The sequence below is a fragment of the Actinomyces bouchesdurhonensis genome, from assembly GCF_900128465.1.
Taxonomy (GTDB): Bacteria; Actinomycetota; Actinomycetes; order Actinomycetales; family Actinomycetaceae; genus Pauljensenia; species Pauljensenia bouchesdurhonensis.
Genome location: NZ_LT635866.1, coordinates 279,114 through 299,556 on the forward strand (window position 1 = coordinate 279,114; position 20,443 = coordinate 299,556).

Here is a 20,443-nt window from a genome sequence, read left to right on the forward strand (position 1 = left end):
GGCTCCTGGCGCTCCTGGGCATCATCTGGAGTTCTCAGCTGGCGCCCTTCGCCCTGCCGATCGGCCTGTTCAGCGTGGTCGTGGGCATCGTCTGGTCCGCGTACGTCACCGGTCGCGCCCGCCGCGAAGGCAGCCGTGGGATCGTCGAGTTCAACGATTCCACGGTCACGCCCACGGCCCGCCGAGGCATCGGCGCGGTCACGCTGATCATCCTGGCCCTCGCGATCGCCGTTCCCCTCACGCGCATCGTCGTCACGGATTCGCACCGAGTGGTCGCACGCGACTACGTCGAGCCGCCGCTCAACCTCCAGGAGTATCACTCCCCTGCCACCCAGTTCCGCTTCCTCAACACGACCGATAAGGACACCGATCTGCTGACGGTGGACGGGCTGCCCGAGGGCGGCAGGCTCCGCCTGGCGACCCTGGACTACTACGACGGGACCGTCATCCAGATCGCCGCGAACGCTAACGGGTCGGGTTTCCGCCACGTTGGCTCCTCGTTCTACGAGACGCCGTTGCCCGCCGGCGCCGAGGCCTCGAACGTGACCGTGCGCATCGACGGCTATTCGGGGAACTGGGTGCCCACGGTCGACGGCGTCCGGTCGCTGGAGTACACGTCCGATCGCGCGGGGCAGCTCGCGGACGCGCTCTACTTCGACGACCACCTGGAGACGGCGCTGTCCACTGTGCGCCTCGCGCAGGGGGACACCTACCGTGTGAGCGGCATCGTGACCCATCAGTGGAGCGACGAGGAACTCGAAGGCCGCGCCTTCTCATCAATGACGCCTCCCTCCGATGAGGGTGTTCCCTCCGACGTGTCCGACGCGGCCAACGAGATGATCGGGGACGCCGCGCCTGGCATCGCCCAGGTCCGCGCCATCCAGCGCGCGCTCCACGATCAGGGCTTCTACTCCGACGGCTCCGATCAGCTGTCTTTGCCGGGCCACCGCACGTCGCGCATCGAGGATTTCCTGAGCGCCGATCAGCTCATCGGCGATGACGACCAGTACGCGGTCGCGATGCTCCTCATGTTGCGGTCGCGACAGATCCCCGCCCGGATCGTCATGGGTTTCCACCCGGAGACCCCGGCCTCGGGACAGGTGACGCTGACCGGCAAGGACACGCACCTGTGGGTCGAGGTCCCCTTCGAGGGCGCGGGCTGGGTGCCTTTCGACCCGACGCCCCCGCGCGACCACGTCCCCCAGACGGAGGTCCCCAAGCCGAAGCCCGACCCGAAGCCGCAGGTGCTCCAGCCGCCAGACCCGCCGCAGGACCCCGCGGAACTGCCTCCGGACACCTTCGACGATTCGGACGACGACGAAGACGGCTGGCCCGCATGGATCCGTGTTCTCCTCGCGATCCTGGGCTGGAGCGCCGTGGGCGTCCTGGTGCTCTCCCCGATCTGGGGTCTGCTCCTGTTCAAGGCGCTGCGTCGGCGACGCAGGCGCACGGTCGGCACTGACGAGGAACGCAGCGCGGGCGCGTGGGACGACGTGGTCGACTACGCGACGGACACGGGCCTGCGCGTCCCACTTCGGGCGACCCGGCTCACGCAGGCGCGCGCCATCGACGCGAGGCTGATCGACCGCCGCGCCGACATTCCCGACGACACCGGCTTTCACCGGTGGGACGAGCAGTGCACCGCCCTGGTATTCATGGCCCGTTCGATGGACGCGGTCGTGTTCTCCGACGCGGGCGCCCGGGGGCGCGCACCGGAGCGTTCCTGGGAGATCAGGGACGAGGTCGTGGCCGCGATTTCGGGAAAGACGCCCTGGTATCGGCGCTACTGGGCGCACCTGTCGGTGAGGTCGCTGTGGATGCGCCGGGTTCCCCTGCGCGTGCGCCTCGAGCGCCTCACGGAGCTGCTCGCCCAGCGGCGCCAGAAGAAGACGACACCGGCGGCCACCGACGAGGCCACACCCCTGAAAGGTACGGACAATGTATGAAATGATCGTTCCGGGCAAGTATCCCGTTCAGGTTCCTCCGCACCTGGCGGGGACGGTCGCGGTCAGCATTGGGCTCCGACTGGCGTGGCGTGTCATCGCCACCGTCATCTGCACCATGCTCATGGTGGTTGTATCCTTCGTCTCCTCCTACTTGCTATACGTGCGCAGGATGCCGATGGACGACTTCAACACTGTGAACGTTGTCAGTGGTGTGCTGTCCTTCGCGTGGATTGTCTTTTTGGTCATCAGGCTCGTACATACGGGCGCGACTCCTCTCATGAGCCTGACCGGCGTGCGCTGGGTGCGCGTTGACACGGGTGCTCCCGCGGGGTGGGCGGGCCCGGGAAAGCTCCTCCTGCAGGCCTTCATCGGTACGCTGACCTTCGGTGTCGGTTCCATCATCATCTGCTTCGCCAGCATGGATCACATGAATCGGACGTGGTTCGACCGCGCGCTGGGCATCGTCCCGATTAACACGAATGCCGGACGCGACACGTACAAGACCCCCGTCATCCCTCAGTCCCAGGCGCCACTGCAGCCGGTGGTCTATCCGTGGAACGCGACGGCCTCGGCCGCCGCCTTCCTTCCTCCTGTGCCATCCGTGCCGTCTGTTCCGTTTGCGCCGTCCGCACCGCCGTCCATGCCGTTGTCCGCGCCGCCGGCTGTGCCGCNACGCGCGAGCCGGAGACACCGTCCGCTACGGGCAGCGGAGCGTGGTCATCGATGGATAGCGCAATCGCCGAGGCGGTCGGCCCGGGGGGCGCACGGCTCGTCATTGCGCACGCGGCCCGCACGGACGTGGGGCGTCGGCGCGTCCGCAACGAAGACTCGTGGGGCGCGTCCTTCCCCGCCTACTTCGTTGCGGATGGGATGGGCGGCAACGACGCGGGTGACGTCGCGTCGAGGGCCGTGGTCGATGCTGTGTGTGGCTCGTTGGAACTCGGCGAGTTCGCGACGCCAACCCTGCTGTCGGAGGCGGTTTCCCGCGCCGCGGCCTCGGTGTGCGCGCTGGGCACCGGACACCGGGCCCCGGGATCGACGCTGACGGGTGTTGCCTTCCAGGAGTACCGCGGCAAGCCCTGTGCGGCCGTGTTCAACATCGGTGATTCCCGTACCTATTTGCTCTCCGAGGGCAGCTTCGAGCAGATCTCCGTGGATCACTCCGAGGTGCAAGAACTCATTGACGCGGGGTGCGTCACCGACGTCGAGGCCCGGGCGCTTCCCCGGCGCAACGTCATCACACGCGCGTTGGGGGCAGGAATGTCCGGCGATGTCGCCGCGGACATTTTCATGGTTCCCGTCCACTGCGGCGACCGGTGGGTGATCTGCTCCGACGGGCTGTCGGGGGAGGTGACGGACGCGCTCATCGAGATGATCGTGCGACACGTGACGGATCGCGAGCAGGCGACCGACGAGCTCATCGCGCAGGCGCTGGGCGCCGGAGGTAAAGACAACGTCACCGTCATCATCGTGGATGTTGTGGAGGCCGCGCCCGAGTGGGGGCAGCCGAGCAGCGGCGATGAGACGGTCGATAACGACGCGACGCTCAGCGGCCCGACTCATGCTGGCCTGACAGCGGTGTCGGCGCAGGAGGGGCCGCACGTAAGCGGAGTGGAGGAATACCATGCGTAGACGCACGTGGACGCCCGGCGGCTACCCTGCCGCTGTGACCGAGCGCGGGATTTTCGTCCTTGAGCCGGGTCATGAGGCGCTCGCCCAGCGATTCTGGGAACTCATGTTGGATGGCGCAGACCTGTCTGTCCTGTTGCAGGAACTGACGTCCGCGTTTGCCGCCAACCTGGCGTCGCTGCCCAGTTTTGTTGCAATCATTGACGAGGCCGGTGGCGCACATATCGCGGTGCGCGGCGCTTTTGAGGTCGTCGTTGATGGACCCGAGGGGCCGACGTCCGTGGCCGGAGGTAACGTCATCACGTGGTCCGAGTATCGTTTCCGCACGCACTCGGGGTGGCGGATCGCCACGCCGGTGGACGGCCTCGCGCCAGAAGAAACGCCGTGGCAGGCGCTCAGCGTGGGTCTGCCCGTGTCCACGCTCGCGTCGGGCACGGGCGGCGAGGTCGGGTCCGCCGGCNTGGCCGTCTTGTGCGAACAAGGACACCCGAACGCAACCCATGCCTCGTCGTGCCGAATCTGCTCATCGCCGCTGGGCAGCACCGCCGTGACCGTCCCGCGCCCCAGCCTGGGCCGGATCATCTTGTCAACAGGGGAAGAAGTGGCACTGGACCAGGACATCATCATCGGGCGCCGCCCGCGATCGAGTGCAGGGGCTGACCGGCAACCCGCGCGCCTGGTCATCGTCCCAAGCCCCCGCAAGCAGATTTCACGCAGCCACTGCGAGCTACGGATCGACGACTGGGACGTGCGCCTGCACGACCTGGGCTCCAATAACGGAACGTACCTGACGCGCCCCGGGCAGGCCCCCGTGCGCCTGGACGAGAACGTTCCCACGGTGCTCAAACCGGGAGACGTCGTCGAACTGGGTGAAGAGATCTCGTTCCGGATGGAGGAGTAATGCGACGGCCACTTGACCCCCCAGCGATTCCCAACGCGACGTTCGTCCGGCACCTCGGTTCGGGCGGCTTCGCCGACGTCTACCTGTTCCGCCAGCTGATGCCCCAGCGTGACGTGGCAGTCAAGGTCCTGCGACCGGACTCCAATGCCCAGGCCTCGGCCGCCTTCGACGCGGAAGTCAACCTGATGGCCCGCGTCTCCAACCACCCGTCCATCGTGTCCTTTTACACGGCGGGAATCACGGACGACGGCCGCCACTACCTGGTCATGGAATACTGTCCTCCCCCGCACCTGGGCCAGCGCTCCAAAGAGCACCGGATCCCCGTGTCGCAAGCGCTCGACATCGGCGTGCGCATCGCCGGAGCGGTCGAGACGCTTCACCAGCGCGGGATCATTCACCGCGACGTGAAGCCCATGAATATCCTGTTCACACAGTTCGGGCACCCCGTCCTCACTGACTTCGGCATCGCCGCGCAGACAGGAACGGACGAGGAAACAGCCGGCGGGTTCTCCGTCGCGTGGGCGCCCCCCGAACAGCAGGACGGGACAGGCCCCTTCGGGCCCACGATCGACGTCTATTCTCTGGCTGCCACCGTGCATGGCATCCTGACGGGTCACTCGCCCTTCGAGGTTCCCGGAGGAGACAACCGCGAACTCTCCGTGCTCAACCGGGTGCTGCGCTCCCCTGTTCCCGCCATCGGTCGAAGCGATGTGCCCGCGGAACTTGAGCGTATCCTCGCGATCGCCATGTCGAAAGACCACAAGCGGCGCTACCAGTCGGCGCGCGAATTCGCCCTCGCCCTGCAGCACGTCCAGTCCTCGCTGCGCCTGACCCCCACTCCCTTCGAGGCCATGGGCGTGGAGGGGCCCACCGCCACCTACGAGGACGACGAGGGGGATGAAACCAGCGCCGCGCCGATCGCAGTTTTCTCCTCGCATGCCCCGACCCCGGCCTCGTCCATCGCGGACGAGGACGACCGAACCGTCACCGTCTTGACGAAGGTGGACCCCGCCCCGGCGCCCGCGAGCGCACCCGCGCCAGCCGCGGNGTCCGTCGCCGTGCGCAACTCGGACGGGCGCTCGTCCAACGAGGCCATTGAATGCGTGGAGACACCATGAGCGCCGCGGGCAACGAGCACGAGGCGATCGTGGAGGAGTCGGCGGTTGTCGACTACTGCGGCGAGATCTACCCGATCCGCGCGGATCAGGAATTCCTGATCGGACGCGAAGCCGACCTGTGTATCGACGACAATCCGTTCCTGCATCGGCGCCTCGTGCGCATCAGCTGTCACGACGGAATGTGGTGGCTGGATAACGTCGGGTCGCGCATCGCGGTCACCGTCGCCGACGAATCCGGGTCCATGCAGGCGCGGGTCGGCCCCGGGGCCCGTATCCCGCTTGTGTTCGACTCGGTCGTCGTCGTGTTCGCGGCCGGACCCACGACCTACGAGTTCTCCATCACCGTGAAGGGGACGACGTTCCGCAGCTACAGCGCCCCGGCCGTCGACTCCGGCGAAGTCACCGTCGGGGAAGCACGTTTCACGCCGTCACAATACCTGCTGATTCTGGCGCTGTGCGAGCCCTGGCTGACGCAGGCCGGGTCGGGTCCCACCGACATTCCGCGTAACGTCGAGGCGGCGGCCAGGCTGGGGTGGCCGATCACCCGTTTCAACCGAAAACTCGACAACGTCGCCGACAAGCTCGATCGGATGGGTGTTCCCGGCATGCGAGGCCGGCCCGGGTCCTTGGCGACACACCGGCGCGTCCGACTGGTCGAATACGCGGTCGCCGCGCGGCTGGTCTCCAGCGCCGACCTGCATCTTCTCGACGAGGAGAAACAACGTAACCGCGCCCCTCAAGCGCCCACCGGGAAGGACCGGAGATGAAAATCAAACTGACGCTGCGCGGGCGCGGGCACAGTGACAACGACCTGCTGGTCACCACCGACTCGACTGCGACTGTCGGCGATGTCGCGGCTGCCCTCGCGTCCTCGGGTCCGTCTAAGAGCGCGGGAACGCTCGCTTCTCCGGATTCTCTGACCCTTCGTGTTCTGGATCCTGCGGACGGGCGCATCGCTTCGGTTCTCCCCTCGTCTGCTTTTGTCACCGAGACGGGACTTCAATCGGGGTCTCTCGTCGACATCGTGTCGACGAAGGACGCGATCACAGCGGGCGGCGTCGCCGGCGAGCTGCGCGTCGTGGATGGCAACGACAGGGGCATGTGCGTGCCCTTGTACTTCGGCGGCACCACCGTGGGCCGCGCGCCCTCCTGTACGGTGATGCTCAACGATCGTCGAGTGTCAAAGACTCACGCTCGTATTACCGTCGGCTCCTGTATCGAGATTCATGACCTTAATTCCGCTAACGGCGTTCTCGTCGGCAACCATCGCGTTCAGCATGCCACGGTGACCCCCGGAGACGTGATTCTCCTCGGGGACACGCAAATCCAGCTGGTTCAGACGAAGATGCCCGAGTCGACGGGGGAATCTACCGACATCGGGTTCATCAGGTCGCCCCAGGTCATCCCTCACACGAGCGCTCGAACCGTCAAGCTCCCCGAAGCGCCAACGCGCCCCAAGCCGTCGCGTTTCCCGATCATCGGCCTCATCGCGCCGCTGATTATGGGCGTGAGCATGTTCCTCATGACCCGACAGCTGACGAGCCTGTTGTTCGTCGTCCTCAGCCCGGTCATCATGCTCGGCTCGTGGTGGGACCAGCGCAGACAGGCGAAAACCGAGTTCGCCGAGGCCATGGGACGCTTCGAGGATGCCCTGCGCATCACGCACCAGGACCTGGAGGAGAGCCGACGCGAGGACGTGGAATCACGCCACGCGCAGTACCCTCCGATCGACCAGGTCATCGCGGGGGCCCTGCGTCGCGACGGTTCGTTGTGGATGCGACGGCCGGAACACCCGGAGTTCCTCAAGTTTCGGCTCGGTCAGGGCACGGACATCGCGAGGGTCACCATCGAAGGGGCGGATCAGCGCTCTGGGCTTCCGGAGGCCATCGCCAGGGTGCGTGCGCTCGCTGACGAGTATTCCCGGGTCGCACACGTCCCCCTCGTTGCGGATCTTCGGGCCTCCGGCGGCTTGGGCCTGTGCGGCCCGGCTGATATTCTCAGGCAGGCGCGCGGCGCGATTGCGGCGCAGTTGGCGGCGCAATACTCCCCCGCAGAGGTCATCGTTACGTGCCTGACCTCCGCTGAACGGGTGGATGGCTGGGAGTGGATGAAGTGGCTTCCCCATTCCTCCTCCCCGCACTCCCCCTTCGGCTCCGGCATCCACCTGGCCTCCGATTCCGCCTCGGGCAAGGTTGTGCTCTCGCAGCTTGAGGGACTCCTCGAAGCACGCAGTAAGGGAGATCCCAGCGAGGTCTGCGACCGAGGCCCCGACGTTTCTTCCGCACCGAAGGAGGAGGCCTCGGGCGAGGATTCAACCAAGGAGTATCCGAATCCGATTCCCGCGGTGGTCGTCTTCGTCGACGACGTGCTGGTGGATCGAGCGCGTCTGAACCGCATTGCTGAGCTCGGCCCCGACAGGGGAATCTATGTCGTGTGGATCGCCCCGACATTCGCCGAGTTGCCGGCGGCGTGCCGCTCGTTCATCGCCTTCAATGGCGCTCAGGCGTCCATCGGCGATGTCCGGGCCTCGCGCGCGCTCCAGGACGTGTCCGTGGACCGCGTGTCCGACGAGGAGTTGTCTTGCCTGGGCAGGGCACTCTCGCCTCTCTTTGACGCGGGCGTCCCCGTCGACGACGACTCGGACCTGCCCGGCTCGATCTCCTACGTGGACCTGACGGGCCAGGAACTGGCGGACGATCCCAACGCGCTCATCGAACGATGGAGGGCCTCGCACTCGATCATCGACCGCGCTCCCGGGCGCCCACACAAGAAGATCCCCGCCGTTCCTCTGGCCGCGATCGTTGGACAGGGCGCGAGCGAACCCATGCAGCTGGACCTGCGCTTACATGGCCCGCACGCGCTGGTCGGCGGCACCACTGGCGCCGGCAAATCCGAGTTCTTGCAGGCGTGGGTCCTCGGCATGGCCCAATCGGTCTCGCCTGACAGGTTGACTTTCCTGTTCGTCGATTACAAGGGTGGTTCCGCCTTCGAGCAGTGTACGGAGTTGCCGCACACCGTCGGCCTGGTCACCGACCTGTCGCCCTACCTGGTGCGCCGCGCCCTGACCTCACTGCGCGCAGAGCTGCGCTACCGCGAGCGGCTGCTGAGCGAGAAACGGGCGAAGGACCTCGTCACCCTGGAGAAGTCTGGGGATCCCGACTGTCCCCCCTCGCTCGTCATCGTTGTCGACGAGTTCGCGGCGCTCGTGAACGAGGTGCCGGAGTTCATCGACGGCGTCGTCGACGTTGCGCAGCGGGGACGGTCCCTCGGCCTCCACCTTATCCTTGCGACGCAGCGCCCCGCTGGTGTCATCAAGGACAACCTCCGTGCGAACACGAACCTGCGCGTCGCCCTGCGCATGGCCGACACCGATGATTCCCAGGACGTGCTCGGCGACCACATGGCCGCCCACTTCCCGCAGAACACGCCCGGTCGTGCCGCTGCGAAAACGGGACCCGGCAGGATTTCGGTATTCCAGTCGGCCTACCCCGGCGCGCGCACGACCGACGGTCTCAAGACCACGCAGGTTGACATCGAAGCACTGGGCTTCGGCATGCCTCAACCGTGGAAGACGCCCGAACCCCCCAAGCCTCGCGACGATGTCCCCACTGACATTTCCCGCGTCGTTGGCACGATTCGTGCGGCCGCGGAGAAAGCGCAGATTCGCCCGCCTCGTAAACCGTGGCTGCCCGAACTCGCGCAGACCTACAACCTCGCGCATTTGCCCCAACGCTCCGACGATAAGATCGTGCTCGGAGTCTTGGACGATCCTGAGGAACAGACGCAGGAAGTCGAGTATTTCTGCCCCGATCAGGACGGACATATCGCCTACTACGGGGCGTCGGGTTCCGGAAAGACGACAGCGCTGCGCTCACTCGCGATCGCCGCGAGCATCACGCCTCGCTCCGGTCCCGTCAACGTCTACGCCCTCGACTTCGCGGGCGGCGGCCTCGACATGCTCAAGAAGCTCCCCAACGTCGGCGACGTCATCGTCGGCGACGACGACGAGCGAATCGCGAAGCTCATCACCATGCTCGGCGACATCGTCGAGGAGCGCTCAGTCTCCTACAAGGCGATCAACGCCAACCACTTGACCTCCTACCGCGAGCTGTCGGGACAGAAGGACGAACCCCGCTACCTGGTGCTCATCGACGGGATCGCGGCGTTCGCCGAGACGTACCAGCTCACTGGGCGCTACGCGGCGATCTGGAGCCGCTTCCAGCAGGTCCTGTCAGATGGGCGCGAAGTCGGCGTTCACTTCGCGGTGTCGGCCGATCGACCGCAGGCCATTCCGAACTCGATCGCCGCGTCTTTCCAACGAAAAGTGGTCCTGCGGCTGACCGACGAGGACGCCTACCTCTACTTCAATCTTCCACGCGATGTCCTGAGCGCGTCGAGCGCGCCCGGTCGCGCGATGCAGGTGGGCAACCCGAACCTCTTGCAGCTGCCGATCCTGGGTACGAACGTCACAGACTTCGCGCAGGCCAGGGAAATCGAGTCGCTCGCCGGGACCAGGTACATGCGTCAACGCACGCGGCCGGCGCCGATCCGTTCCCTACCCCTCGATATACCGGCGCGCGAGGTCGCCCTCACTGTCGATGGACGCCCGGTCATCGGCGTCGAGGCCGGTTCGCTCTCCCCGATGCCGCTGCGCCCTGCTGGCACTGTCGCCATCACCGGCCCCGCCCAGTCGGGCAGGACCAACACGGTCCGATGGCTGGCCCGCAGTGTCCACCGCGCATTCCCGAACGCGGTCATGCTGCACGCAAGCGCACGCCGCTCCCTGGTGGCGAGGGAACCGCTGTGGACGGAGACGGCGCAGGGGGCGGACAAGATCGCGTCCATGCTGATGAAGCACGCTCACCTGTTCGAGGAGGAGGCGCCCGACAACACGCCGGGAGTCGTTCTCTTCGTCGAGGGCATCGGAGAGTTCTCCTTCTCCGCGTGCGATCAGCAGCTGCAGGACGCCATCGCCTCGTCGAAGGCCAACGGTCATCTGGTCGTTGCCGAGGCCGACGTGTCGGGTTGGTCGTTCGGCGGCTCGCTGGCATCGGGCGTGCGCAGCGGGCGAACCGGGATCGTCCTGTGTCCCTCGCCCGGTGAGGGCGAGAACGCTGTCGGCGTCGCCGTGCCCGGCGTCTCTGGACGCGAGGCTGTGCCGGGCCGCGGGTACTTTGTCCAGTCCGGTAAGCAGTGGAAAGTGCAGGTGCCCCGAGTATGACAAGACCCGATGGGGACTAGTCCCCATCGCCCATGACAAGACCGAATGATAGTTTGAGGTTACGGGCTAATCACCCTATCCGACGTGGGAACCGTCGGCCCGAACACACCAGACCCCGATACCCACCCCGGGTATCCCATTCTCAACGGAGGAACACAATGGCAAACCTGAATGTCACCTACGACCAGATGCAGTCCGCGGCGACTCGTCTGCGCAACGGTCAGAACGATCTGCAGACCAAGCTCAACGAGCTGCGCTCGCTGGTCCAGCAGCTGGTTCAGAACGGCTTTACGACGTCGCGTGCCTCGGGCGCCTTCGACACCGCCTACCAGGAGTTCACCCAGGGCGCGACCCGCACGATCCAGGGAATCGACGGTATGGCCGATTACCTGAACAAGGCCGCTCAGGCACTTCAGCAGACCGACGAACAGCTGGCGCAGTCCATCGGCAAGTAAGGTCATCGTCTCCTGGGGCGCGGGGCGAGCGCCCGCGCCCCAGGCTCGATGCAGAAAGGAAACGCCATGGTGAACCTGTCACTTGACACGACCGAGTTGCGTAACCGGTCGAAGTCCCTGCGCGCGACGGCATCGCTGTTGGACGATGCGAGGATCGACGCCTTGGACGTTGCCTCTGTTGTCGGCCACGACAAACTCGCGGGAAAGGTCAGGGAGTTCGGCAATAACTGGGACACCACCCGGGGGCGTTTCCGCGAGCACCTGGAGGCACTGGCGAAGACCTTCGATGCCATCGCCGAAACCTTCGAGGATCTGGACAGAGACCTCGAGAACGCGCTGAGGAGAAAGAAGTAATGAGTACTCTTCCGGGGAACCCCACCGCCCTGAAAACGAAGGTCGAGGGGCTGATCACCTCCGCGAACAGCATCCAGTCCGCGATCGATGGCCTCAGCAAGTTTGTGACGACCTCGAATTCGCTCGCTGTCGCAGCAACGTACGGGCAGGTGAAGAACGCCAAGAAAAACTTGGAGGCAGCGCACGGTCGCTACCTGAATACGGGCCTGGCGCTGCGCGAGTACCAGGCGGTGCTCGCCGACTGCCACAAGCGAGCCGACGCAGCGGCGGCCCGAGGAGAGACCGCCAAGCGACAGCACAGCGCCGCCCAGGAGTCCGTGAAAAAGACCAAGCGTCAGCTTGAGGCACTGAGAGATTCGCACGCACCCTCTACCAACGTCACAAATGCGCAAAACGCCTATAAACAGGCGTGCGCCGACGAAAAGCGTGCTGCCGGTGCTATGACCGGGGCTGCGTCGGATATCAAAAAAGAACAAATGATCGTGGATGCTGTTGCAAACGCAACCATCTCCAAGATCGACACGGCGATATCCAGCACCAACGACAATCTGATCGACAAAATCAATCAGTTCATCGCAAATGTCGGCAAGGCACTTGCAGAGTTCAGCGAGTGGAAAAAAGTACTCAAGGAGTTTATAGACAAGATAGTTGAAGCTCTCAAGATAGTTGTCAAAGCGGCCAGCGTAGTTCTTGGAACGATTATCGTTCTGGGGGTCGTCTCCTTCGGAATCGTTGTTCTTTCCATACTAGGAGGCTCAGGGCTCAACGCCCTACAACACTCAAAGTTCGGCGCCTTCCTCCATCTGGCTCTAACATTAGGAGCTACTGCCCTGCTGGGATGCCGTGAAAAGCTTCTCATGCAGGCACATAACGCCCAGCTCGACGAAGCCGAGCGCAAACATGGGCCGTCTGGCGTCGGTTACGGTGACAACGGGGAGACGACGGACACCATCAACACACGCCCGGGCAAAGAGGGCCTCATCCGGGACAAGATGGACCTCGCAGGCAGGCCCCACCCCCGCGGAGATTGGAAGGAGCCTCCCGGCTGGCACGAGGTGAGGCCCGCGGAGATGCGGAAGCTGGGCATCGATCCGGCGCTCCTCGAAGACAAGAGAACCGGCTTCCACGCGACGCTCTTCCGTGACGACAACGGGCGCTACGTCCTGTCCTACGAGGGAACCAATTTCGGCGATCCGCAAGGCGACGTGACCAACGATGTGTTGGGGGCAGCGGGCACTTCGCCGCAAGTCCGTCAGGCAATTGTCGCCGCGACAAGCGTCAAACAGCGCCTGATGGCCAACGGCGTCACCGCGGGCAACTTCTCCCTGGCCGGCCATTCCCTGGGCGGGGAGCTTGCGGCGGCGGGTTCGATCGCGACGGGGTCGAGGGCGACGACCTTCGATGCTGCGGGATTGAGTTACACGAGCATGACGCTCGCTCGAGAGTCGGCAATACAAAACGGTTTCTTCACCTCCGACGTTGATGCGCGTGCCCGCGTCGAAAACTACCACTTCACCACAGATCTTCTCACGAACATACAAACAAATTCTTCGGTTCCTCACGCTTATGGAAAACAAATAGAAGTGCAGGGCAAAATGATTGACTGGTTGAGATACCGATCCACCGACTTTGGGCATGGACTCAGCATTATGAAGGAAAGGTACGACCAACAGAACGGGTTTTTGTACGACCATCCGCAGAAATCGGAGCAGCGGTGGGATGCCCCTATCCTCCTACCGGAGCCCGAGCGTCCGACGTGGGTTCCGGGCACCGTCCCAACCGGCATCTGACCTCCATGCGAGAAAGCAGAATCAACGATGACAAGCGATAACAACACCCGCGATGAGCCTCGCCTGATCTTCACGCTTCCGGGCACCTGGTACCCCGTGGCGATCACGGATGAGGGGGCCTCGGAGCAGGACGTCGAGCGCATGGTCCAGGGCATTGTCGGCCCGGCGGACGACGCGGCCGTGCTGCGTCGTCAGATGCACGATCAGGTGGTCGATGCGTGCGCCGAGGCCATGGAAGGCGGCGCCGTCGCGATGTACTTCGGCAAGGAGCTGGAAAAGGATGCGCCGTTCCCTGTGAACATCACGGTCTATCAGCCGCCGGGGCTGCGCATGAGCCCCGCGATTGGCACCGAGAGCGAGGAGGTGTTTAGCATCCTCCGAATGGGCTTCGAGGACGCCGACGACGAGTTCGTGGAAGTTGAGGGTGCGAACTTCCGGGCGCTGCGCCGCGTGCTCATCGAGAAGGATGATTCATTCCACGTCGAGGCCCCCGAGGACGAGACGCCGGAGGAGGCGGCCTTGCGCGCCGAGGCGGAGAAGCTTCAATTCGAACGGATGCGCGTCGATTATTGGGCGCACGTGCCTGACACGAAGCAGATCGTGATCGTCTCTTTCGTGACGCAGATGGCCATGATCAAGCACCTCATGCTCGAGCTCTTCGACCTGTTCATCGCGGCGTCTCGTTTCGTCACGGATTCGACCGACCAGGACGACGCAGGGACCGTGACCGACGCCGAGAACGCGGCTGTTGAGGAATCCTCCAGTTGAGAGCCACGAGGCCGGGGACCGCTGTGACGCTAGTCGTCGGCGGGCGCGGACAATAACGACGCCCAGTCCCGCACGTTGTGAGGAAACAAAGGTCGGCTTTGCTGACTCCTCACCACTCTTTCGTACCATTGTCTGATTCATAGGAGAACACTTCATGGAATATGCGATAGCTGCCCTCATTCTCGTCGCGCTCGGTTTCCTCTATTACGGGTGGATCCGGCTGCGACAGGAAGCCGAGGCGAAGGCCCGTCAGCTCATCTTCCGGAAAAGCCACCGTGAGGGCGAAGGCGCCGTGGGGCGCTCACACCGCGTGACGCCGCGGTCGGCGTCGGCGCAGGAACTCCTCGACGCCGCGTGGGCGGCGATCGACGTTCCGGAAGGCACAGAGTCGCTCGACTGGTTGTCTCCCACCATTTTCAAGGTGCGAAGCGACGACCAGAGCACGATCTTCTTCACCCTGAGATGGAAGTTTGGCTCCCCCAACTGGATCGCGATGCTGTCTCTCGAAGACGACGGATCACTGTCGTGGAGCGTCCCCCAAGCGAGACAACTCAACGGTCTGGTACCCGAAGCAAAAAGTCTGGCCAATTTGGAGCGACGAGTCATCAGGGCACTGCGGTTGCGCGATCCCTACTGCGTCGTGACGAGCGAAGAAAGTAAGACACAATGGAAGCGTCAATGAAACATAACATTCCGATTCTCGCCGGCGTCGGCCTGATCGCCATCGGCGCCATCTGGTTCTTCACCGCAGATGACGATGCGACGAAAATACTCCCCCTGATCCTCGTACTCGTGGGAGCCGGCCTGGCGTACCTGTACCCGTACTTCGGTCCCGCGTTGCTGCCCGACCCGCTCACTGCCGTCGACCCCGAGCCGTGGAGGACCGTGCCGGCCACCAACGCCGCGGAGGCGCAGGCATACCGGGCGTGGGTCGAGCAGGCCTACGCCGCCACGCAACGCCCGCCGGGGATGCCGACCGCGCCCATGATGGCGCCGAACCCACCGATGGGTGGGGCGCAGGCTCGCATGTACGAGGCCGGGGCACCCCAGGCGTCCACGCCCCCTTCCGCGCCAGCTGGGATGCAACCGTCCGCCCCGCAGGGCGCCTTCGAAGAGGCCAACCGCCCCGTCTCGATCGGCCCGCTTCCATCATCCACTGACGCCGCACCGGTGAACCAGCCGATCTCAATCGGCCCACTCGCCACCTCCGCGTCCGACGCTGCGCCCACCCCACAACAGGCAACGGAACCCCCCGCCCCGCAGCCGCCCTCACAGGAGTCGCAACCCCCGTCGCCAGCCGACGGGGCGACCGCGCCGGAGGATAACGACCCGGACATGACGCGAGCGACGCCCTCCTCCGCCAGCAGGTTCACGATTGCCGACGCCATCGACCCGGAAACCCCGTGGGACGTTCAGGCGGAGATCGCCCGCACGAGGCCGGACCTGTGGGCGACCCTGTCGAAGAACCCCTCCCTGTACCCGGATCTTCGGGCCTGGCTCGACCGCCATATCNGCCAATACGCGCGGCGTTCACCTCCACGCGCCCAGACAGGAGCGAGCATGTGCCGACGACGGCGCGCATGAGCGTGGTCTTTCCGCCGCCGTTGGGGCCGACGAGTGCGAGGGCCCCTCCCCCGACGACGTCGAGAGTCAGGCCGGACAGCGCCGGGGTGCCCCCGTACCCCAGTGTCGCGTCCCGGAAGGACACGAGAGTCGCCATCAGCGGGTCTCCAGTCGCTCGGGCAGGGCGGGGACGGTGCCGCCCCAGGCCTGGGTCACCGCGCGCGTGTTGTGGATAATCGAACCGACGTAGGTCGCCCCCTCTGAGCCATCCGGGCCGAGCGAGTCGCCGTAGAGGGCGTCATCCCCGACGATGGGGGTGACGCCCGCGCCTCGCGCGATCGCCTCGATGGACTTGGAGTTGTTGGAGTTTTCGGCGAAGATGGCGACGGCCCCGGAGTCCTTCACGGCCTGCACGGCCGAGGCGATGTGGTCCGCGGTCGCGTCCTGCTGGTCGTTGAAGTCAGACAGGGCGGCGCCGATGAAGCGGATCCCGTAGTCGGCCGAGAAGTAGCCGAACGCGTCGTGGGAGGTGAACAGGACGCGCTGGGTCTCGGGGACGGTTTCGATCGCCTCCCTCGCCCAGGCGTCGAGGGCGTCGAGGTCCTCCAGGTACGAGGCCGTGGCCGCGTTGATCGAGGCGGCGGCGTCGGGTGCGGCGGCGGCCAGTCCGGCCCCCAGGGTTTCGACCTGGGTGCGGGCCCGCTTGGGCGAGGTCCACACGTGTGGGGCGAAGCGGGATTCGGGTGCCTCGCCCGCNTAGTTTGTTGTCGGGGTTGGCGCTCATCATGACGAGGATCTGCAGCGGAGCGATGGCGCTGAGGTAGGCGGCCGTGTAGCGTCCGCGCAGGACGGCGATGCAGCTGATCGCAGCGAGTGGGTAGAGTGCCAGGATCGGGTTCGTGTCGGAAGCGATGGCGTGGAAATACACCGGGGGCACCGGGGATCCGAGGTTTATGGCTGGCAGGAACGCGCACGCGACGATGAGCGCAAGGTAAAACGCGAGGTAGAGGCGCGTGAGGATAAACCAGCCGGTATCGGTCCACATGTACGTATGCTTGCGTGTGGTCACCGCTTTGAGCATCGCGGCGAGAGCGCACGCTCCGGCGCAGAGCGGGAGGATCAGGTTCGGCGAGTAGACGACCCACTGCGCGAGCTCAGCGCGCGAAAGCCCCAACGGAACCAGTTGGGGTCCGCTGATGATGGTGATGAAGATGGCTGCGAGGACGCAGGTCAGGATGATGAGGCGCTGCATCTGCAGCGCGTAGGGACCGAGCGTGCGCGGGTGCATCACTCGAAGTAACTAACGAGGCCGTCTTCAGCTGCGCGTCGGAAAAGGTCGACGCGGGAATCGGCGTGGCGTCCCGCTTCCCTGTATTTGTCGCGGATTCGAGCGATGTAGGTATTGACGGTGTTCTTTGAGACGCTCAGGGTGCGCGCGACGCAAGCAGAGCTCTCGCCGGAGGCATAGTGGGTGAGGATTCGCGCCTCGAGGTCAGACAGGTGGTCGGCGACGAAGTCTTCGTCGGCGTCGAGCGCGGCGGCCCAATCCGGGGTCGGAAAGGTGAGGCCGTCGGCGGCGGCGAGGACGGCCTCGACGAGGTCTTCGGGGGGAGCTGACTTGCGGATGATGGACAGGGCACCGCCGGCGATCGCGCGTCGCACCAGGTACGGGTCGTCGCCGGAGGTGTAGACGACGACGGGGACCCCGTATCCGTTGATGTAGGCGATGTTCGTGTCGGGGGCGGAGCCGTCGGCGAGGCGCAGGTCGAGGACGGCGACCTGCCCGCGCTTCCACCGCGCTTCGCGAGCGGTCGGAACCCAGCTGATTGAGGCGTCGACTCCTCGGTTCTCGAATGCGGCCTTGACGCCGAGGCCGACGACGCGGTGGTCGTCAATAACGACGATCTGCGCACTGTTTTTCATCTTCGTACCTCCCCGCGCTTCTGGGTCTCATTGACCGGGCTTAGACGTATTTTTTCTCAGTCTAATTGTCCAGGAACGCTTTTTCCAACGCCGCTGGTCAGGTGGCTTTTCAAGTCGCGACAACCGCGCGGATCTTCTTNGGCCGGATGGGCGGCCACCGCAATCGCTACACTGATCGCAGCCCTCATCCGACTGCCCGGCCTGGACAACGTCCGCACGCTCATCTTCGACGAGACCTACTACGTCAAGGACGCGTGGTCCCTCCTCACCCTCGGCTACGAAGGCACGTGGCCCCAAAACTACGACCCAACCTTCGCCGCCGGCAACACGTCAGGGCTTTCCGCAACAGCCTCGTACGCCGTCCACCCACCCACCGGCAAGTGGCTCATCGCCCTCGGCATGCAGATATTCGGACAAGCAAACCCAGTCGGCTGGCGCATCACGACCGCCATCTGCGGCGTCATCACCGTGCTGCTCCTGTGCCGCCTCGCACACAACCTCTTCCGCAACCCCGCGCTCACGCTCATCGCCGGACTATTCCTCGCCACAGACGGCATGGCGATCGTCATGAGCCGCACGTCCATCCTCGACGGCTTCCTCACCATGTTCTCCCTGGCCGCCTTCCTCTGCTTCGTCAAAGACCAACAGATGTCACAGCCCACCCTGGAACGCAAGCTCCGCTCCTGGGAACGCATCGGCGCACCACGGGCAGGCTGGCGCGCCTTCGGCAGATACCTGACCCTACGCGACTGGCGAGGCATCGCCATTGGCCCAAACGCAGGTAACCGCCCCTGGCTGCTGGCCGCCGGCATCCTCTCCGGCCTCGCATGCTCAGTCAAGTGGTCCGGCATCTACGTCCTGGCATGCCTCGGACTATTCGTCGCCCTCCGCGAAATCACCTGCCGCTGGCGCGCCGGACACCCCTCACCCATCATCGGCGCCCTCCTCGCAGACGTGTGGTGGGCATTCATCCTCATGGTACCCACCGCGATCCTGACCTACATCGCCTCCTGGTTCAGCTGGTTCACGCACCCACAGGCATACGGTCACGGACGCTCAGGCATATCCGGATTCGGCGGAGCCCTGGTCGACCTGTGGATCTATCACAAGGGCATGTGGACCTTCCACAACGGACTCGAAACCCCCCACCGGTACCAATCCAACCCCCTCACATGGCTCATCCAAGTCCGCCCCACCTCCTTCTACTGGAAGAACGACGACTCGATCACCGGCTGCCCCTCCGGCAACTGCGCCACCGACGTCGTCGCCCTAGGGAACCCGATTCTCTGGTGGCTGGGCATAGGCGCCCTCCTAATCGTCATCTGCGCAACGCTCTACGTACGAAACTGGCGTGCGGGAGTCATACTCACCGGATACCTCGCCCTATACGTCCCATGGCTCGCATACGCGCACCGCACGATCTTCACCTTCTACACGGTAGCTTTCGCACCGTTCGTCGCCCTGGCGGTCGCATGGATGGTAAGCCTCCTCGCCGGAATCGTAACTCCCGACGGCACCCCGCCGGACACACCCGCTGCACTCGCCGCGCCCGTTCCACGAACGACAGTGATCATGGGACGAGTCATGGCCGCCGCGCTGATCATCGCCATCCTGGGATGCGCGATCTCATTCATGCCACTGTGGCGCGCGGACGTCATCGACTACACCTATTGGCGCGCCCACATGTGGCTATCATCCTGGATCTAGCCAAACCCGCGCCCACACGCGACCACCAACCGTGGATGTAACCCCACAAACCGACGAGGCACGAGGATGCCAAACGTGTGGCCCGGCAGTTACTGCCGGGCCACCCGCCCATCATCGAAGGTCTCTCAAGGTTCGCACATGCCGCGCGCAAGCCGCACCTCCCTCGAACTACCCCTCTCAGGCCGGAGAGGCGAGAAGCTCGCGGAGCTGGGCATTGAGTTCGTCGGACGGCACGAAAGCTCCATCGGCGAAGTCGGAACCGAGGTTAATTCCAATCTCCTGATCGCGGACGTCAGCGCCGAAGGTTGAGAGGACCTCACGCAGGTGGGCGCGCGGGGTAACGCCGCCGTAGTAGGAGTAACCAACCAGGGCCGTAGCCTTGTCCTTCAAGGTGGCCGGGGGCAGGTAGTCAATCGCGTTCTTCAGCGCAGCAGGCACCGAGTGGTTGTACTCGGGGGTCACGAAGACAACGGCGTCGACAGCCTCGATGCTGGTGCGAAGGCGCACGGCCTCGGGCAGGGTCGGGGCCTGCATCGACGGCGGCACCTGTTCCGCGAAGAGAGGAAGCTTGTAGTCACGGAGATCAATGAAGACAAGGTTGACGCCCTCAACCTGGAGCGACTGCTCCTCGATCCAACGGACGACCTGTTCGCCGACACGACCAGGGCGGATTGAACCGAGTACAACGGCAACGGAGGCCATGACATTTCCTTTCACAATATTATTGAAACATTAACTAGTCTAGTCGTCGCAGCTTTTCAAGACAATCACACCAACTATTTAATAGGACACAAGTCCCACGCAATACTGGGATCGCATCAGCTCCACCGGCGCCATCCACCTCGCAGAAGCTGCCCTCGCCGAAGAAAACAACGAATGGACTTGAGGCAGGTACTACCTCAGTCTCGGCGTCCTTGCCGCATCAGGGAGATAGGACAAAACGTGTTAGTCGCGGCTCGGTCCCTGGCATTGTCGAGGTCGGTGGGGGAGGCGTCGGTGGCGCTGGCGCGCTCGCGCCGCCGATGGGGGTTGGCCGTGACGTGCGCTTGCGTCGTCCGTCATTGTGCT

At 64.8% G+C, this 20,443-nt stretch carries 15 protein-coding genes and 3 pseudogenes; 14 read left to right on the top strand and 4 right to left on the bottom strand.

Annotated elements, in window-relative coordinates; translation table 11 throughout:
• The 13 genes and pseudogenes from BQ7477_RS03695 to BQ7477_RS13220 form a co-directional block, all read left to right on the top strand.
• On the top strand, positions 1–1,946 hold a 1,946-nt coding region (locus BQ7477_RS03695), incomplete at its 5' end, for a transglutaminase-like domain-containing protein (protein WP_073982851.1).
• Between the two features lies 1 nt (position 1,947).
• Positions 1,948–2,391: pseudogene (locus tag BQ7477_RS12985) on the top strand (hypothetical protein); the annotation flags it as partial.
• Between the two features lie 278 nt (positions 2,392–2,669).
• The gene (locus BQ7477_RS12295; protein WP_234968667.1) at positions 2,670–3,578 is read left to right on the top strand and encodes a PP2C family protein-serine/threonine phosphatase; all 909 of its coding nucleotides are present in this window, start codon (positions 2,670–2,672) and stop codon (positions 3,576–3,578) included.
• A gap of 103 nt (positions 3,579–3,681) precedes the next feature.
• Positions 3,682–4,476, top strand: a complete 795-nt coding sequence (locus BQ7477_RS03710) for an FHA domain-containing protein (RefSeq protein WP_478209451.1) — start codon at positions 3,682–3,684, stop codon at positions 4,474–4,476.
• Complete coding sequence (locus tag BQ7477_RS03715) at positions 4,476–5,594, top strand: serine/threonine-protein kinase (protein ID WP_073982855.1); 1,119 nt, start codon at positions 4,476–4,478, stop codon at positions 5,592–5,594. Before BQ7477_RS03710 ends, BQ7477_RS03715 begins: the two co-directional genes overlap by 1 nt.
• Positions 5,591–6,361 (top strand): FHA domain-containing protein, encoded by a 771-nt coding sequence (locus tag BQ7477_RS03720; protein WP_073983003.1) that lies wholly within the window; start codon positions 5,591–5,593, stop codon positions 6,359–6,361. The genes BQ7477_RS03715 and BQ7477_RS03720 overlap by 4 nt, the downstream gene beginning before the upstream one ends.
• Positions 6,358–10,815 (top strand): FtsK/SpoIIIE domain-containing protein, encoded by a 4,458-nt coding sequence (locus BQ7477_RS03725; RefSeq protein WP_073982856.1) that lies wholly within the window; start codon positions 6,358–6,360, stop codon positions 10,813–10,815. Before BQ7477_RS03720 ends, BQ7477_RS03725 begins: the two co-directional genes overlap by 4 nt.
• Positions 10,816–10,973: 158 nt before the next feature.
• Entirely contained in the window at positions 10,974–11,270 is a 297-nt protein-coding gene (locus BQ7477_RS03730; protein ID WP_009055458.1) for a WXG100 family type VII secretion target, read from the top strand.
• A 66-nt stretch (positions 11,271–11,336) separates the two neighbouring features.
• Positions 11,337–11,624, top strand: coding sequence for a hypothetical protein (locus tag BQ7477_RS03735; RefSeq protein WP_051267742.1), 288 nt, complete (start codon positions 11,337–11,339; stop codon positions 11,622–11,624).
• Positions 11,624–13,414: a Tle-like phospholipase domain-containing protein gene (locus BQ7477_RS03740; RefSeq protein ID WP_073982857.1), complete on the top strand. Its 1,791-nt coding sequence runs from the start codon at positions 11,624–11,626 to the stop codon at positions 13,412–13,414. The genes BQ7477_RS03735 and BQ7477_RS03740 overlap by 1 nt, the downstream gene beginning before the upstream one ends.
• A gap of 27 nt (positions 13,415–13,441) precedes the next feature.
• Positions 13,442–14,182, top strand: coding sequence for a hypothetical protein (locus tag BQ7477_RS03745; RefSeq protein WP_073982858.1), 741 nt, complete (start codon positions 13,442–13,444; stop codon positions 14,180–14,182).
• A gap of 154 nt (positions 14,183–14,336) precedes the next feature.
• Complete coding sequence (locus BQ7477_RS03750) at positions 14,337–14,864, top strand: hypothetical protein (RefSeq protein ID WP_073982859.1); 528 nt, start codon at positions 14,337–14,339, stop codon at positions 14,862–14,864.
• A 653-nt stretch (positions 14,865–15,517) separates the two neighbouring features.
• Positions 15,518–15,766 (top strand): variant leucine-rich repeat-containing protein, encoded by a 249-nt coding sequence (locus BQ7477_RS13220; protein ID WP_478209452.1) that lies wholly within the window; start codon positions 15,518–15,520, stop codon positions 15,764–15,766.
• On the opposite strand, the pseudogene BQ7477_RS03760 reads toward BQ7477_RS13220, so the two are convergent.
• The 3 genes and pseudogenes from BQ7477_RS03760 to BQ7477_RS03775 form a co-directional block, all read right to left on the bottom strand.
• Positions 15,696–15,902 (bottom strand): annotated as a pseudogene (locus BQ7477_RS03760) (ATP-binding cassette domain-containing protein); the annotation flags it as partial. The gene BQ7477_RS13220 and the pseudogene BQ7477_RS03760 overlap by 71 nt on opposite strands.
• Positions 15,902–16,504: pseudogene (locus tag BQ7477_RS03765) on the bottom strand (metal ABC transporter solute-binding protein, Zn/Mn family); the annotation flags it as partial. The pseudogenes BQ7477_RS03760 and BQ7477_RS03765, both read right to left, overlap by 1 nt.
• A 528-nt stretch (positions 16,505–17,032) precedes the next feature.
• Entirely contained in the window at positions 17,033–17,668 is a 636-nt protein-coding gene (locus BQ7477_RS03775) for a response regulator transcription factor (RefSeq protein WP_073982861.1), read from the bottom strand.
• Positions 17,669–17,761: 93 nt separating this feature from the next.
• On the opposite strand from BQ7477_RS03775, the gene BQ7477_RS03780 reads away from it, so the two are divergent.
• Complete coding sequence (locus BQ7477_RS03780; RefSeq protein ID WP_129582506.1) at positions 17,762–19,375, top strand: dolichyl-phosphate-mannose--protein mannosyltransferase; 1,614 nt, start codon at positions 17,762–17,764, stop codon at positions 19,373–19,375.
• A 177-nt stretch (positions 19,376–19,552) separates the two neighbouring features.
• Here BQ7477_RS03780 and BQ7477_RS03785 read toward each other — a convergent pair whose 3' ends face one another.
• Positions 19,553–20,077, bottom strand: coding sequence for an NADPH-dependent FMN reductase (locus tag BQ7477_RS03785; protein WP_073982862.1), 525 nt, complete (start codon positions 20,075–20,077; stop codon positions 19,553–19,555).
• Between the last annotated feature and the right edge of the window lie 366 nt (positions 20,078–20,443).

Bases quoted from the DNA above. Each gene is read 5' to 3' on its own strand.
- BQ7477_RS12295 (WP_234968667.1), top strand. From the start codon at position 2,670: ATGGATAGCGCAATCGCCGAGGCGGTCGGCCCGGGGGGCGCACGGCTC.
- BQ7477_RS03720 (WP_073983003.1), top strand. From the start codon at position 5,591: ATGAGCGCCGCGGGCAACGAGCACGAGGCGATCGTGGAGGAGTCGGCG.
- BQ7477_RS03725 (WP_073982856.1), top strand. From the start codon at position 6,358: ATGAAAATCAAACTGACGCTGCGCGGGCGCGGGCACAGTGACAACGAC.
- BQ7477_RS03730 (WP_009055458.1), top strand. From the start codon at position 10,974: ATGGCAAACCTGAATGTCACCTACGACCAGATGCAGTCCGCGGCGACT.
- BQ7477_RS03735 (WP_051267742.1), top strand. From the start codon at position 11,337: ATGGTGAACCTGTCACTTGACACGACCGAGTTGCGTAACCGGTCGAAG.
- BQ7477_RS03740 (WP_073982857.1), top strand. From the start codon at position 11,624: ATGAGTACTCTTCCGGGGAACCCCACCGCCCTGAAAACGAAGGTCGAG.
- BQ7477_RS03745 (WP_073982858.1), top strand. From the start codon at position 13,442: ATGACAAGCGATAACAACACCCGCGATGAGCCTCGCCTGATCTTCACG.
- BQ7477_RS03750 (WP_073982859.1), top strand. From the start codon at position 14,337: ATGGAATATGCGATAGCTGCCCTCATTCTCGTCGCGCTCGGTTTCCTC.
- BQ7477_RS03775 (WP_073982861.1), bottom strand. From the start codon at position 17,668: ATGAAAAACAGTGCGCAGATCGTCGTTATTGACGACCACCGCGTCGTC.
- BQ7477_RS03785 (WP_073982862.1), bottom strand. From the start codon at position 20,077: ATGGCCTCCGTTGCCGTTGTACTCGGTTCAATCCGCCCTGGTCGTGTC.